This window comes from Paenibacillus vandeheii (genome assembly GCF_030433635.1).
Lineage (GTDB): Bacteria > Bacillota > Bacilli > Paenibacillales > Paenibacillaceae > Paenibacillus > Paenibacillus vandeheii.
In genome coordinates, this window is sequence record NZ_JAROCD010000008.1 from 47,503 (window position 1) to 62,809 (window position 15,307).

The following is a 15,307-nucleotide window of genomic DNA, read 5'->3' on the forward strand; positions in this document are numbered from 1 at the left end:
TCCCTATCTTTCGACAAGGCTTCATTTTCTTGAAGGTGCTTTGATTTTGATTTGTCTCAATCAAAACATTGAATCATTTATTGAACGTGACATTCTCCGAACCGCCCTCAAGAATAATAGACGTGTCCCGCGGCTTCGTTTCCGCGATTTTACGGCCGCCTCTGTACGAATAAAGTACGCCGGCCTGTTTGCGAATAGCCTCATATTCGTTCTCTGCTTCAAGAACGATGAAGTTGGCAGGCTTACCTTCTTCAATGCCGTACACATCTTCGATATGCAGCGTTCTTGCGCTATTTTTCGTAATAAGATCGATCGAGTTTACGATTTGGTCGTAACCGAGCAGCTGTGAAGCATGGATGCCCATGTGCAGCACCTGAAGCATGTTGCCCGTACCTAGCGGATACCATGGATCGAAGATGTCATCGTGACCGAAGCACACGTTAAGGCCGGCTTCCTGCAATTCTTTGACACGAGTCAGCCCTCTTCTTTTCGGATACGTGTCGAAGCGTCCCTGCAGGTGGATGTTGACGAGCGGATTGGAGACGAAATTCAGGTCAGCCATCTTCAGCAATCTGAATAATTTGTACGTATAGGCATCATTGTATGACCCCATCGCCGTTGTATGGCTTGCCGTCGTGCGGGAGCCCAGTCCGCGTTCATAGGCTTCTTTGGCAACGACTTCCACGAAACGGGATTGCTCGTCATCGATTTCGTCGCAATGGATGTCGATAAGACGGTCGTATTTTTCGGCGAGATCAAACGCGACCTTCATCGAATCGACGCCGTATTCCCTTGTAAATTCGAAGTGCGGAATACCGCCCACCACGTCAACGCCCATTTTCAGAGATTCTTCCAACAACTCCACACCGTTCGGATAAGAGTGAATGCCTTCCTGCGGGAAAGCGACAAGCTGGATATCAATATAGGGTGCCATTTCTTCTTTTACTTCAAGCATCGCTTTAACAGCGGTAAGGCTTGGATCGGTGACATCCACATGCGTCCGTACGTGCTGGATGCCCTGGGCCATTTGCCATTTCAGTGCCGTTTTGGAACGTATTTTGACGTCTTCATGCGTCAGGGAAGCCTTCCGTTCTGACCAGCGCTGGATGCCTTCGAACAGCGTTCCACTCAAATTCCATTCCGGTTCGCCTGCCGTTAACGTGGTATCCAGATGAATATGAGGTTCAATGAACGGCGGCAGTACAAGTGAACCGTTGACGTCAAGTACTTCCTCATTTGCCGTTGCTATCAGCTCCTGCGTAATTTGTATGAACTTTCCGTCCTTCACGACGATATTCCATAGACCTTCTTTACCCCGCAATTTTGCGTTCTGTATAATCATTCATATTCCCCTTTTCTTTGTTGGATTCTTTCGAAGGAATGATCAGCATCAGCACGATGTAGACCACCGCCGTACCGATCAGTGCATTTAAAGGTGTTACTCCTGGGGCCAGCTGGGCAAACGCAACACCGATTGCCCAAGCTACCATCGCTACCCAGTTTACCGTTTTAAAAGTCATGTCGGCAAACGGTTTATAGTTTCTGCGCTTCACGAAGAAATAGTCCGCGATGATGATGGCGCCGATCGACGGTATTGCCGCACCCAGCACATTCAGGAAACTCACGAAATTGTTGTACATCCACATGGCAAATACGGTACCCACGATGCCATTAACGATAACGAAGAATTTTTTCGAAATTTTAGTGATATTGGCAAAGCCCAACCCGGAAGCGTATAAGGCATTATCGTTGGTCGTCCAGATATTGAGTCCAAGCACGATGATCGCGGGAATGAGCAAGCCTTGCAGGAACATGACCTCCGAGATATCTGCCAGGTTATAAGCCATTGCACCGACTGCGCCGAACAGGAACATAAGGGAGTTCCCCAGAAAGAATGCAATGACCGTTGCGGTAACCGCCTGCCGGGACGTCCGGGAGAATCTGGCAAAATCTGGCGTCAGCGTTCCGCCACTAATGAATGAGCCGATACAAATGGTCAATGCTGCTGCCGCAGTGAGCGACTGTGACGGGGTGTAATCGAGCATGCCTTCCAGACCGCCCAATGTATCTGCACCTTCAAACATGGAGTAACCGCCGAGAATGGCAATCGCCGGAACCGCGATATAACCCAAGATGACGAGTGACTTCATGCCGAAGATGGCTGATGCCGTCATGGCTAGACCGAACAGTAAGATCAACAGGTACACGTTCCAATCCATCGCTTTAGCGACCGGAATCGCGAACATGGCCACACCTACCCCGAACCATCCTACCTGTGTGAAGCCGAGCAGGAACGAAGGCAGGTATGATCCTTTCTCACCGAACGCGTATTTGGCCAGCAAGTGTGTGGACAGCCCCATTTTGGCGGCGATATGTGCCAGCGCTCCTGTATAGATACCAAGCACCAGATTTCCCGCAAGCACGATGCCAATGAACTCCATGAACGTCAAGCTGACTCCAAGCGTCCCCCCTGCCAGCATGCTTGCCGAGAAGAAAGTGAATCCCATCATCACGGATAACGTCTTCCAAAAATGGTTTCTCTGTGCTTTCGGCACCTCTTGCCACGAAAACTCTTGATCTTGTTTGCTCATCAGAATACCTCCAACTTAAAGTGTCCTGATACCAAAAAAAGCAGAAAAAAGAGGCTACTCGTCAAGTCTTAAACTGACAAGTAGCCTCTTTTTTACATCATAACCCGCGCGAAGACACAGAGCATCCCTGACGGAATATGCCCTGATTCACGCGTGATTACAAAAATCCGCTGCCCTTGCCAGCCTCTCTGGACTGAATTAAAGGTACCAGTATTCAATTACATCCCATTATTTTCGAAAAACCTTTCGTTGTCAATGTCATTATTATCCAAAATAATTAAAAACCCTCATTCACCAGCATCGTCCACTTTACTATGAAACGCCGTAAATGTTGGTTTGATGCTGATCGTCATCAGTCCATGTTACCCTTTTAAAAACAAACTTTTTTTATTTTAATGCTCGTTCAAAACCAGTTCTCCATGTTGGATAATTCGGCACAAACGACAGCCAAATAATGGACTGTCGTTAGGCTCTTATTGCACTTCATTTTTTTGCATTGGTGAGCTTAATAATATGACTTGCTGTAGATTCATCCGTAATCAGCATATTGATGTACTCTCCGCGTACAGCTGCCAGGATGCAATCAATTTTGTGAAGACCAAATGCCATACCCACCACTGTTTTTGTCTTCTTTAACTGCTCAAGTCCAAGACCAATCACTTTGTGATTGATGGGGTGTTCCGTAACCGTGCCTTCACGGGTGATAAAAACTGAATTAATATCCGCAACCGTATTCAATTCTTCTAACTCAGCTAATACTTGCTCGTTGAGATAACCGGAGCGTTCCATTGTTGACATCGAATACGGATTCCCGATCCCCACCAGTGCGAGGTCGATATTCTCTCCCTCTTGAAGCACGGCCGAGATATTGGGCATGCCGATAATTTGCTCTCGCAGCTCTTCTGTTTCAACGACTGCAGGAGCATACAATGTATCACAGGTCACGCCCAACTTTTTGGACAACTCATAGGCTATTTGGTTTGAATGCATTTCATTTCGATAATTTCCTGTTCCGCCAACGAGTGGAATGATTTTGACATTCTCTTTTTTCTCCAGAGGAAATTCCCGAACCATATGATACAGCGTATTGCCCCAGGAAACACCTACACGATCTCCGTTTTTGATTAATTTCAGAACAAATTGTGCTGCTGCCTTACCCACGGCACTCGATAACAATTCTTTGTTGAGATCCTTGGTTGGAACAACTAACGCCTGCTTCAGATTGAACAGACCTTCCAGCTCGTTCTCCAATTTGGAGACTTCATGATCATCATCGTGAATGACAATTTCAATAATACCCTCTTCCCGGGCACGCTGGAGCATCTTGGATATGACTGGCCTGGATACACCCAACTTCTCGGCAATCTTCTCCTGTGTCCAGGATTCGTAGTAATACATTTTACAGACTCTTACCATATTTTTGCGTTCGTCTATGTTCACATACAAGTCCGCCTTTTAATTTTATAGTTCCATCCGTACATATGTCCCACTATAGAATGGCACTCACAGTCGAGTCAAGCAAGGAAGATATGCCCAATGGCATTTTACACAAGATTGACATTCGTTTGACACGTAAGTAATAAAGCCTTCTTACAATTGTAACTGTACGGAACATTTGTAAAGGATGCAGAACAAGACAGACTGAGGTGCAAAAGATGAATGTGAAAATTTTAGGTTACTGGGGGGGATATCCCGCCGCAGGAGGAGCCACTGCGGGTTACCTTGTAACCACAGATGAAGGACAAATTTTGCTGGACTGTGGCAGTGGCGTCATGAGCAAGCTTCCCTCCGAGACAGGTGTCGAGGCACTATCTGGTGTTATTCTGTCTCACTTACACCATGATCATATCGCAGATCTTGGTGTGCTCCAATATGCTGCTGCTGGCGCCATTCGCAATGGACGTATGTCGCATAAACTGAAGCTGTATGCTCCGGATAATCCAGTTGAGCTCCTGAGTGGTCTGCGTGGTGAGCATACCGAGGTCATTACCATTGACCCTTCAACCACGATTCGACTAGCAGGTGCAGAGATTGAATTTGTACAAGTGCAGCATACCATTACGTGTTATGCCGTCAAGATCACATATAAAGGCAAGGTGCTGGTGTATTCGGGCGATACCTCCTATTGTGATTCTCTTATCGAACTTGCACGGGATGCTGACATTTTTTTATGCGAGGCTACCATCTGTGAAGGCAGTGTGCATACCACCGGCCAGGGACATATGGATGCACTTCAGGCAGGCATGATTGCTGGACAAGCCAATGTAAAACAGCTCGTCCTGGTTCATCTTCCCGGGGATGGCAATCTCGAGTTGATGCGCCATGAAGCAAGTCGTTCCTATGGGGGACTTGTGGATATACCCGAGCCACTGCGAATGTATACCGTGTAAGCTATTTAATCGGGGGGATCTTCTCATGTACAAATTGTTGGCCCTTGATCTGGACGGCACGATGCTGAATCCAGACAAAGTAATAACCCCCATGACACGAAGCTCCATCAAGCAACTCATGTCAGGGAATGTGAATGTCACCATTGCATCCGGCCGATTTCCCGCTTCCGTATGGCTTCATGCCCGGGAAGTCTCCATGACTTTCCCACTGGTTGCACTTAATGGAGCGGTGACCGTAGATCCGGTGACAGGTGAAATGCTTGAAGGTGTTCCACTGAAAACGGAAGATATTCTGCTTATGTTGGATGTCATCCAGCAAGAAGGAGCCTACATTCATTTCTATGGGTACAATGTGCTCTATGTTCAGGAAATCAATGATATCAACAAGAATTGGGCCTTGAACAATGTCGTCATCCGACCCGAATTAGAAGGACCGGAAGAACGGTACAAGGATCAGGCTGATCTTATTCAATTGGTCGAGGTCGGACAGGATTTCAGAACCTTTGTACGCAATATGCCGAACACGCTCTACAAAGCAGCTGTCATCTGTAAGGACCATGCCTCACGCGAGAAACTGTTTCATACCCTTGGCGGGTTAGGATTGTTTGAATGCACGCGAACTGGAAGTTTGCGATTCGATGTCAACTCCGCTGGAATTAGTAAACGTGAAGCCCTGGAGAGATTGTGCCTCGCACACGATATCAAACCTCAGCAGGTTGCGGCTGCCGGGGATTATGATAATGATCTGGATATGTTGCAATGGGCAGGAATCGGTATTGCCATGGGCAATGCCGAATCTCATGTGAAGGAAATCGCGGATATAGTTACGGGTAGCAACATCGAAGACGGGGTGGCACAGGCCATCCACAATTACTTGCTCTAATCGATTCTCATTTCTGAAATAGTATGACTTACTGAACGATAAGATAGACACCCAAAGGAGAGATTATCTGTGATTCCATTTAAAAAGACGTTACTACTGCCCCTGCTGGCAGGCATGATTGTGTTCAGTGGTTGTTCCGCTCAAGGACAAGCCACACCAGATCAAGGCAATTCAGGCGCAGCTTCAAATTCGGTATCGGGCAAGCTATCCTTCTATACCTCCCAGCCTGAAGAGGATGCAGGCAAACTGGTCAATGCTTTTAACCAAAAATATCCCGATGTTCAGGTTAGCATCTTCCGTTCTGGAACGGAGGAAGTCACAGCCAAAATTCAGGCAGAGCGCCAGGCAGGCAAAACTCAGGCGGATGTACTCCTGCTGGCGGATGCAGTTACCTTTGAAAATCTGAAAAGCGATGATCTTCTGCTCGCTTACAAGTCACCAGAATTAAGTCAGATTCCGACAGATCTTGTTGATCCCGATGGCATGTACGCTGGTACGAAGGTGATGGCAACGGTACTGGCTACCAATACCCAAAAAGTCACAGCCCAACCAACTTCCTGGCAAGTGCTGACCATGCCTGAGAGCAAAAATGCAAGTATCATGCCGAGTCCTCTATACTCTGGCGCGGCCGCTTACAACATTGGTGTCTTCAGCCGTACAGATGGATTCGGATGGGATTTTCTGCAGGAGTCCAAGATGAATGGTATGTCCGTCATTAAAGGTAACGGTGCCGTAATAAAAGCTGTAGCCAGCGGTGAAAAATCGTATGGGGTCGTTGTTGATTACCTCGTGGCCCGAGAAAAAGCAAAAGGTTCTCCGGTTGAACTGATCTATCCGGAAGAAGGTGTTCCGATCATCACTGAACCGATTGGGATCATGAAAGAAGCTGCCAATGTTCCTGCTGCCCAGGCTTTTGTGGATTTCGTTCTCTCTGAAGATGGCCAGAAGCTGTCAGCCGAGATCGGATACTCCCCTATTCGTGAAGGCGTTGCTCCACCTGAAGGACTTAAAGGTGTATCGGAAATGAAGATTTTGCCTGGCGATGCAGCCAAACTTGCAGTTGATCGCGAAACAGACAAACAGCAATTCATTAATGTGTTTGGCGAGTAAGGATTGGAGCTGTTCTTATGGAGAAAGTGAAAACAAATAGAATGGTTCTGCGGGGACAAGCAGAAGGGCGCAAGCCCTTTTCCTCCCTCTCCGGTCTGTTACGTTGGAATCGACTGGCAGCCCTGTTGGGTGCAGCAGCCGTACTGATATTTTTTGTATACCCCATCCTGAAGCTGGTTCTTCTCAGTTTTCAGGGCGAGCAAGGTTTAACGCTATCTCACTATAGCGAATTACTGCAACAGGACCGTTTTTGGTCCACATTGCGCAATACCGTATTTATCGTTACCGGTTCTACTGTGCTCTCTCTGGTGCTCGGAACAACACTGGCCTGGATCGTTGCCTACACGGATATCCGAAATAAGTCCGCCCTGCATATGGGGATTTTACTTTGTTTTATTCTACCCTCCTATGTTCTTACGTTGTCCTGGTCTTCTTTTACCGGATCGCAGGGATGGCTTGCGGGTGTACTGCAATGGATTCATCCCGGACTCGCCCCATGGAGTATGTACAGTTTAGGTGGAATTGTATTTGTTATGGGTATTCATCATTTTCCGCTGGTGTACATGTTCACACTGGATGTACTGCGCAAAATCCCGCGTGATCTGGAATGGGCGGCAAGAGCTGGAGGTGCCGGAAGGATGGAAGTTTTCCGTCGCATTACATTGCCACTTGCCCTGCCGGGCCTGACGGCTGGAGGATTGCTTGTATTTCTGGCTTCGCTGGACAATTTCGGCATACCGGCCTTTCTCGGCACACCTGTGAACATTTCAGTTCTCAGCACGCTTATATATGAAGAAATTATCGGGTTTGGACCTTCAGCTTTCGCCCGTGGTGCATCCTTATCTGTGCTGCTCGGTGCAGCTGCGATAGTCGGAAGTCTGTTGCAATGGATCCTTTTGCGCAAAAATCATGCCTCCGACACGATGCAGCCCGATCTGGCCCCCAGATATGCTTTGGGTCGCATGCGGAAGCCATTAACATTGGCTATATGGTCTGGTCTCTTGCTGATTACTATTGTTCCATTGTCTTCCATGTTCTCGATGTCTTTCAAAAGAGCCTATGGGCTCGGTCTTACACGTGCCAATATGACATTAGACAATTACAGATATATTCTTTTTGAAAATGAGCGTGTGTGGCAGGCGATCCAGAACAGTCTTGTCCTCGCCCTCGTCACGATGCTCGCTTGTCTGATTATAGGCTCAGGATTTGCATATATACGGGTACGTAAGCCTAATCGATTCAATAAAATGGCCGAGCTGGCCACTGCTGTTCCTTACACCTTACCTGGTATCGTGTTCGCCCTGTCCATGATTCTGGTATGGATGGAGCCGATCCCTGGCTGGAACCCTGGCATCTATGGGACGATGACCATTTTGTTTATCGCATATATCTGTCGATTTCTTATTCTTCAGATTCGTTCAAGTGTCACTTCATTCATGCAGCTGGATTCATCGATGGAGGAGGCTGCACGGATCTCCGGGGCAGGTTTCTGGCGCAAGTGGACCTCAGTTTTGCTGCCATTATTGCTGCCGGGTATTCTGACAGGAGGCATGTTGGTCTTCCTGACTGCCCTGACCGAGCTTACCGTATCGGCACTGTTATATTCTTCGGGTTCACAGACTATTGGTGTCACCATATTTAGTTTTGAGCAGGCAGGGGATACCCTCTATTCAACCGCATTGTCCAGTCTGATTGTCGCACTTATTGCGGCAGGAGGAGTAATATTGCTCATCGTTCAGCGATGGGCTGCACGTAAGGGAGTGAAGTCATGAGTATCCAGATCAAACAGGTTAGCAAATCCTTCGGCAGTTTCCAGGCACTTCATTCCATTGACTTAACGATTAAGGATGGAGAATTCGTAGCGATCCTTGGACCGTCAGGTTGTGGGAAAACTACATTACTGCGCATTCTTGCCGGATTCGAGCAGCCGAGCAGCGGCGAGGTTCTCATGGATGACCTGGTGGTTGCAGGCTCAGGGACATTGCTTCCCCCGGAAAAACGAAGAATCGGCATGGTATTCCAGTCCTTTGCACTGTGGCCGCATATGAATGTGGCTGAGCACATCCGCTTCCCCATACGGACACACAAATCAACACCTTCTCATATTAAAAATAACGAACAGAACCGGATACATGAAGTTCTGAATATGTCGGGACTTTCACATCTGGCAGACCGCATGCCGCATGAGCTGTCCGGGGGACAAAAACAACGCGTCGCTATCGCACGGGCCATCGCTCCCCAACCATCACTGCTGCTGATGGATGAACCTCTCAGCAGTCTGGATGCCATGCTTCGCATGGATATGCGACGTGAGATTCAACAGGTACACCGAAATACCGAATCGGCTGTAGTCTACGTTACGCATGATCAAGGCGAAGCCCTAGCTATGGCTGACCGCATCATCGTTATGAAAGATGGACGGATTGAGCAGGCTGGAACGCCGCAGGAAATTTATTTGCGGCCGGAGACCGAATTCGTAGCGAGATTCGTTTCAAAATCCAACTTGGTCACAGGTCACTGGGATGCAGATGTCTTTATGCCTAAGGGCGGTACGAATATTTCCTGGCCTGGCAAGCAGGTTGCGAACTATTTCAAATCACACGGCTTATATCCCGTCAGGCCGGATCAGTTCCAGCTGCAGCCTTCAGGCAAAGCGGGGATATCGGGTGAGATTGTCAATGTCCAGTTTCAAGGGAAAGAATTTCATTATGACATCCGCAGCGATGATACACGTTGGGAAGTCATCTCTCCCCTTCCATTCTCCCTGAACGACCAAGTGAGTCTGAGTCTTTCTTCCGTCAGCGGCGAAGGGGTGTGACGTTTTGATTCAAACCAAGAAGCTGATTTTCTTTGACATCGATGGTACTCTTCTGGATCGTCATAATCGGATTCCCGCTTCCGCGAAGCAAGCCGTTCAGACGTTAAAAGAAGCCGGTCATACGGTAGCTTTGGCCTCAGGACGATCTCCGTTCATGTTGGAACAGGTTCGCCTTGAACTTGGACTGTCGTCTTATGTTAGCTTCAATGGACAATATATGATTCATCAAGGGGAACTCATTCACAGCAATCCCATCCGCTCGGATGCTTTGAATCAACTGTCTGTATTCGCTGGCTTATCCGGACATCCACTCGTCTATCTTGATCATTCGCAAATGAGCTGCAGTCAGGATTATCACCCCCATGTAGACCTTTGCCTAACTTCGCTTGGAGTGACCCACCCTGGGGTTAATCAGCAATTCTGCAAAAACAGACTTATCTATCAGACGATGCTGTTCTGTTCACCAGAAGAAGAATCATCCTATCGCGAAAGGTTTCGTGATCTCCACTTTGTCCGCTGGCATCCATTCTCCATGGATGTTCTGCCTGCGGGGGGCTCCAAAGCGGAAGGTGTTTCCAAACTTGCTGCCCGAATCGGATTTTCCCCTGAAAATGTGTATGCCTTCGGTGACAACTTCAATGATATGGAGATGTTTCGCTATGCAGGCTGTAGCATTGCCATGGGCAACGCCCCGTATCCTCTGCAACAAATAGCTTCCCATGTGACGACCCATGCAGAGCAAGACGGGATTTGGCATGGTCTGAAATGGGCTGGATTATTATAGAAGGAACAGTCACCTCCCCGTTATAAGTTACACCAGTCATACGAAAAAAAGACGCTCCCGGTAATCCAGGAACGTCTCTTTTTCTTGAATGAATTGGCCTTAAATGCAGCAGGCTGTTCCTTTAACGTTGAATGATTTCAATTGCCCGCTGCCTGATTAGGAACCGTCTCGACTTCATAGGTACTATCCGTATTGGAAACACTCGAAACACCTGTCAGACTGGCAACGAAGGTTGTAACACTTTGTGGTGGCAGCGTGGCTGTAAAAGCACCACTGGATACATTAATGGGTGATCCTGCCTGCAGGTTTCTGCTGACGTCCGTGACCCAGGAGGAAACTGTCGAAGCATTACCGTTTTGCAAAACAAACCTTTGACTTGCTGCCGAGGTACCTCTGTTGATTGCAACGATAACGACCTTGTTATCTCCTTTGTAAGCTGAGGTATATGTGTTCGTATCCGGATTTTTGGTTGCGTCAACTCTGACATAACCTGGACGAATGAATTTGGAGAAATGAGCCATATTGTAACCGCGTTTGCTAATCGTGCCGTCCTCTTTCATGGGACCGTACTGCCTGCGGATATACCACCAGACATAAGCCTGAAAATCTGCTTCTACCATAGCATGGTGCATATGATAGGAGACGTCGAGCGCTTCTGGCCAGAGGTCAGCCGAATTATTGTTGCTGTTTGGATAATAAACTTCAGTCATCCAAAGTTCTTTCCCTGCGCCTTTCTGTTTGAACAACGGATAAGGGAAGTTGCTGAACTGTGTTCCATACGTATGGGCACCGAGAATATCCATATTGGCAAGAGCCTGCGGGTCATTCAATATCGGATCAGACATGTTTTTTAAATATTGGAACGATTCGGGTGCCATCACTTTGGTGTTATTAATTGATCCGGCATTTTCTTTCATAAACCGAAGCATCTCTTCAGGCGTCCACCAAGTCCAATCATGCGCATAATCCGGCTCGTTTTGTACGGAAATCGCATACAGATTTACACCATTATTTTTCATATAGGTAACAAAATCATTCAGGTGCTGCGCATATGCGGCATATTTGTCGTATTTGAGTCGTTTGGCATTTGTATCCCCGTTGCGATTAAAGGTTTCAATCATGTCACTGGGCGGATTCCATGGTGAAGCAAATACGAGAGCGCCCTGCTCAATGGCACGTTTGGCTGTGGGGACTTCGCGATACCAGTTATTCCGATCCGGGTCGACATAAATTCGCAGTATAGAGAAGCCGAGTTGATTCTGACCGTTACCAAAAGCGGTTTCCCGTTGCGCCGCTGTAAGATCTCCGATCCAGGCAGGATGATTGATCCCTCCAAAGCCCCGTATAATCTGTTTTTCTGCCGATAGGTTAATTGTTACATCACTCGCTGCGGACACCTTCGCTGGAGTTTGTGCCGTGATCATAACGGGCAGAGCAGTCAAGCAGGCAAGTATTACGCTAATCGTTTTTTTGAAACGTACACTCATTAACCTCATCCTCCTCTTCAAATAATGAATCCTGTACATTGTACTAACCCATGAGAAACTAATTGGAAAGCGCTTTCTATATGAACTGAATCATGGCAGGTTTATTACATAATAAGGCAATTAAGGAACATTTTCATTGCATATTCCGTTCCGTTTATTGCGTGAAAGGACAAGAAGGTTCATTTATAAACAACAAGAGCGAAGCTTGGTTTGTAAAGAAAAAGTTTATAAAGAAAAAGCCACTACATTAGTGGCTTTCATTGGAAAACGTACAGACTCAAATAGATGATTTTTTTATAAGATTAGGATGTTCAGATTGTAACAGAGATCAGATTAATATCGAATTTTATATAAACAGGTTATGATTTGCCTGAGCCGCTTGTCCCAAATAATAACCCACGCCACCAATGGTAACCTGATCCATTATTTCTTCACGTTGAATGCCCATTAAATCCATGGACATCTGGCAAGCCACCATCTCAACGCCTTGCTCTGCTGCGGTCTGTATCAGCTCCTCCAGAGAAGCAACATTGTTATTTTTCATCAGACCGCGGATCATTTTTGGCCCGATTCCCAGCATGTTCATTTTGGACATACCCAGCTTGCGGCTGCTGCTTGGCAGCATCATGTTAAACATACGGCCTATCCCTGTTTTGGATACAGGTTGTGGCTGATGCTTGCGGATGATATTCAATCCCCAGAAGGTAAAAAACATCGTTACTTTTCGTCCGCTTGCCGCTGCCCCATTCGCAATAATAAATGACGCAATGGCTTTATCCAGATCGCCGCTGAAAACAACTAACGTACTGGCAGGCTCAGCTTCAGGAGTTTGCTTAGTTGAGGATACGGATTGCGCTGTGTTCTTGGCAAGTACCGCCTCAATAATGCTCCCCTTCCCACGTTCCAACTGTAGAAGTGTGGAGCCTGACATGGTTGCCCATGCCTTGACGTCTTCATAAAATCCCGGATCGGAAGCTTTTACGCGCAGGGTCTGTCCGTCTGTCAGTTGATCCATTTTTTGCTTGACCTGGATTAGCGGACCGGGACAACTTAAGCCGCATACGTTCAGTTCGTTATCAATATGCAAAGGTTGCATTAACGACGGCTGGGTCGGCTCCAATGCAGTTTCTTTGGTAGCTGGCAGTTGTTCGACAGAACGCTGACCGTTTGTATTATTATGACTTTCTGTAAAAAATGGTGTGGGCATAAATTGCGCCTGACGGTATGTTTTATAGCCTCCACTCAGGTTTTTCACTTTAAAGCCATGCTGTCGTAAAATTTGCGAAGCCGTATATCCGCGCAAGCCGACTTGGCAGTAAACCCAGATTTCTTTGGAGGAATCCAATTCATGGATACGCTGACGAAGCTCATCCACTGAAATATTTAATGACCCCGGAATGTTCCCATTACGATACTCCAGTTCGCTGCGCACATCGAGCAATATAGACTGTTCGGGTTCGCGTGCAGACAACTGATCATAGGTGAACGTGTCTACCCGCCCAGTCATGATATTTTCTGCTGCATATCCAGCCATGTTTACCGGATCTTTCGCAGAGGAATATGGCGGTGCATAACTCAGCTCAAGCTCAGCCAGATCGCTGATGTGACCGCCAAAATGTATGGCTACCGCAATGTCATCTATTCGTTTATCCACTCCGTCATAGCCGACGGCCTGAGCGCCAAGAATTTTACCATCCGGTGCAAACAGCAGCTTGAGAGTGATCGCGCTGGAACCTGGATAATACGAGGCGTGAGAGCCAGGGTGTACGATAACCGTGCGATAATTAATTCCGAGACGTTTTAGTGTTTTTTCATTACTGCCGGTTGAAGCACCGGTCATTCCAAATACTTTAATAATGGACGTCCCTTGTGTTCCTTTGTACGTTGAATGTAATCCCGCAATCCGATCGGCAACAATTCGTCCCTGCTTATTGGCAGGTCCAGCCAGCGGAATCGCAGTCTTCGTTCCATGAATATAATCATTTACTTCAATGGCATCACCAACTGCATAGATATGCGGCACACTGCTCTCCAGCGCTTCGTTGACCATGATATGTCCACGTGCACCCAGGGAAACACCGCTATGTTGCAGAAAAGCAGTGTCCGGAGCTACGCCTATTGCCAGAATGACCAGATCTGCGGCAAGAACCCGACCATCGGCAAGCTCCACACCAATCCCTTGTTCACGTGATTGGAAACCTTGAACACGCTGTGAAAATAGCAGCTTAACGCCATGCTGCTCCATTTCCTGTGCCAGTGCCGCTGCCAGCTCGGGATCAAATGGGGTGAGCAGCTGTCCGTTACCCTCGACCAGTGTGACGTCCAGTCCTGCTTCTTTTAAATTTTCTGCCATTTCAACACCGATAAATCCACCACCAATAACGATTGCAGAAGCGTTGTTATCTGAATTCATCTGCTCTTTGATGCGGTCAATATCCGGTATGCTGCGAACGGTGAAAATAAGCGGGTTGTCCTTCCCCGGCAGATCAGGAATAATAGGCCGTGCACCTGGTGACAAAATTAGCTCGTCGTAGCTTTCTTCATATCGTCCGCGCTCATGGCTCTGTACCTGAACCGTTCGATTGTGCGGATTAATCGCGATGACTTCACTCTTCGTACGTACATCGATTCGAAAACGATCGGCCATTCCTTTGGGTGTTTGTACCAGCAGACGATCGCGCTCAGCGATCGTGCCTCCAATATAATAAGGTAACCCACAATTGGCAAATGAAATATAGGGTCCTTTCTCAAATATAATGATTTCGGCGTGTTCATCCAGGCGGCGCAGGCGAGCAGCAGCAGATGCTCCCCCTGCTACGCCACCAACAATCAATACTTTTTTGCTCATGATTCACAATCGTCCTCTCCAAAAAGAATAGGTATAATCTGTTCAATCCGTTGATCCGCAAGCACGTAATTCACTTCAAGGCCATTGCGCTCAGTGGCGACAATACCTGCACTGCGCAGCTTCTGCAAATGCTGAGATACGGTTGATTGCGGCAGATCAAGACACTCCTGCATATATGAAACGTTACATTTCTTTTTGCGCATCAGCCCACGTACAATGCACAAACGAATGGGATGAGATAAAGCTTTTAGCAGATTAGCAGGTTCGTCGAACTGCTTAAGATCACTACTATCAAAGGCAGGTGTATTCAAACTCATTCCTCCTAAAACGTTATATTACAATATTACGATATAGTGATGTAGATGTCAAATGGCAAACCTAATCAGGATTCGGATC

At 47.3% G+C, this 15,307-nt stretch carries 12 protein-coding genes; 6 read left to right on the forward strand and 6 right to left on the reverse strand.

The genetic code is table 11. The features are described from left to right. Positions 1–73: 73 nt before the first annotated feature. From P5G61_RS16865 to P5G61_RS16875, 3 genes are all read right to left on the reverse strand, one after another. On the reverse strand, positions 74–1,342 hold the full coding sequence (locus P5G61_RS16865; protein ID WP_301247590.1) for a cytosine deaminase: 1,269 nt from the start codon (positions 1,340–1,342) through the stop codon (positions 74–76). Beyond that, complete coding sequence (gene codB / locus P5G61_RS16870; RefSeq protein ID WP_301247591.1) at positions 1,311–2,591, reverse strand: cytosine permease; 1,281 nt, start codon at positions 2,589–2,591, stop codon at positions 1,311–1,313. Before codB ends, P5G61_RS16865 begins: the two co-directional genes overlap by 32 nt. A 483-nt stretch (positions 2,592–3,074) precedes the next feature. Beyond that, positions 3,075–4,031: a sugar-binding transcriptional regulator gene (locus P5G61_RS16875; protein ID WP_301247592.1), complete on the reverse strand. Its 957-nt coding sequence runs from the start codon at positions 4,029–4,031 to the stop codon at positions 3,075–3,077. A gap of 215 nt (positions 4,032–4,246) precedes the next feature. On the opposite strand from P5G61_RS16875, the gene P5G61_RS16880 reads away from it, so the two are divergent. The 6 genes from P5G61_RS16880 to P5G61_RS16905 all read left to right on the forward strand — a co-directional run bounded on the left by P5G61_RS16880 (position 4,247) and on the right by P5G61_RS16905 (position 10,576). Continuing rightward, on the forward strand, positions 4,247–4,981 hold the full coding sequence (locus P5G61_RS16880) for an MBL fold metallo-hydrolase (RefSeq protein ID WP_301247593.1): 735 nt from the start codon (positions 4,247–4,249) through the stop codon (positions 4,979–4,981). A 25-nt stretch (positions 4,982–5,006) separates the two neighbouring features. Further along, positions 5,007–5,864: an HAD family hydrolase gene (locus tag P5G61_RS16885; RefSeq protein ID WP_301247594.1), complete on the forward strand. Its 858-nt coding sequence runs from the start codon at positions 5,007–5,009 to the stop codon at positions 5,862–5,864. 69 nt (positions 5,865–5,933) lie between these two features. Next, positions 5,934–6,974, forward strand: coding sequence for an ABC transporter substrate-binding protein (locus P5G61_RS16890; protein WP_094936295.1), 1,041 nt, complete (start codon positions 5,934–5,936; stop codon positions 6,972–6,974). Between the two features lie 17 nt (positions 6,975–6,991). Next, positions 6,992–8,746, forward strand: coding sequence for an ABC transporter permease (locus P5G61_RS16895; RefSeq protein WP_301247595.1), 1,755 nt, complete (start codon positions 6,992–6,994; stop codon positions 8,744–8,746). Beyond that, positions 8,743–9,792 (forward strand): ABC transporter ATP-binding protein, encoded by a 1,050-nt coding sequence (locus P5G61_RS16900; protein WP_079349014.1) that lies wholly within the window; start codon positions 8,743–8,745, stop codon positions 9,790–9,792. The genes P5G61_RS16895 and P5G61_RS16900 overlap by 4 nt, the downstream gene beginning before the upstream one ends. Before the next feature lie 7 nt (positions 9,793–9,799). Then, entirely contained in the window at positions 9,800–10,576 is a 777-nt protein-coding gene (locus P5G61_RS16905) for a Cof-type HAD-IIB family hydrolase (RefSeq protein ID WP_301247808.1), read from the forward strand. A 137-nt stretch (positions 10,577–10,713) separates the two neighbouring features. On the opposite strand, the gene xynC is transcribed toward P5G61_RS16905, so the two are convergent. The 3 genes from xynC to P5G61_RS16920 form a co-directional block, all read right to left on the reverse strand. Further along, the gene (xynC, locus tag P5G61_RS16910; RefSeq protein ID WP_301247596.1) at positions 10,714–12,063 is read right to left on the reverse strand and encodes a glucuronoarabinoxylan endo-1,4-beta-xylanase XynC; all 1,350 of its coding nucleotides are present in this window, start codon (positions 12,061–12,063) and stop codon (positions 10,714–10,716) included. Positions 12,064–12,409: 346 nt separating this feature from the next. Further along, positions 12,410–14,911 (reverse strand): FAD-dependent oxidoreductase, encoded by a 2,502-nt coding sequence (locus P5G61_RS16915; RefSeq protein ID WP_301247597.1) that lies wholly within the window; start codon positions 14,909–14,911, stop codon positions 12,410–12,412. Further along, complete coding sequence (locus tag P5G61_RS16920; protein WP_024633364.1) at positions 14,908–15,222, reverse strand: ArsR/SmtB family transcription factor; 315 nt, start codon at positions 15,220–15,222, stop codon at positions 14,908–14,910. The genes P5G61_RS16915 and P5G61_RS16920 overlap by 4 nt, the downstream gene beginning before the upstream one ends. Between the last annotated feature and the right edge of the window lie 85 nt (positions 15,223–15,307).

Bases quoted from the DNA above. Each gene is read 5' to 3' on its own strand.
- P5G61_RS16900 (WP_079349014.1), top strand. From the start codon at position 8,743: ATGAGTATCCAGATCAAACAGGTTAGCAAATCCTTCGGCAGTTTCCAG.
- P5G61_RS16885 (WP_301247594.1), top strand. From the start codon at position 5,007: ATGTACAAATTGTTGGCCCTTGATCTGGACGGCACGATGCTGAATCCA.
- codB (WP_301247591.1), bottom strand. From the start codon at position 2,591: ATGAGCAAACAAGATCAAGAGTTTTCGTGGCAAGAGGTGCCGAAAGCA.
- P5G61_RS16895 (WP_301247595.1), top strand. From the start codon at position 6,992: ATGGAGAAAGTGAAAACAAATAGAATGGTTCTGCGGGGACAAGCAGAA.
- P5G61_RS16865 (WP_301247590.1), bottom strand. From the start codon at position 1,342: ATGATTATACAGAACGCAAAATTGCGGGGTAAAGAAGGTCTATGGAAT.
- P5G61_RS16915 (WP_301247597.1), bottom strand. From the start codon at position 14,911: ATGAGCAAAAAAGTATTGATTGTTGGTGGCGTAGCAGGGGGAGCATCT.
- P5G61_RS16880 (WP_301247593.1), top strand. From the start codon at position 4,247: ATGAATGTGAAAATTTTAGGTTACTGGGGGGGATATCCCGCCGCAGGA.
- xynC (WP_301247596.1), bottom strand. From the start codon at position 12,063: ATGAGTGTACGTTTCAAAAAAACGATTAGCGTAATACTTGCCTGCTTG.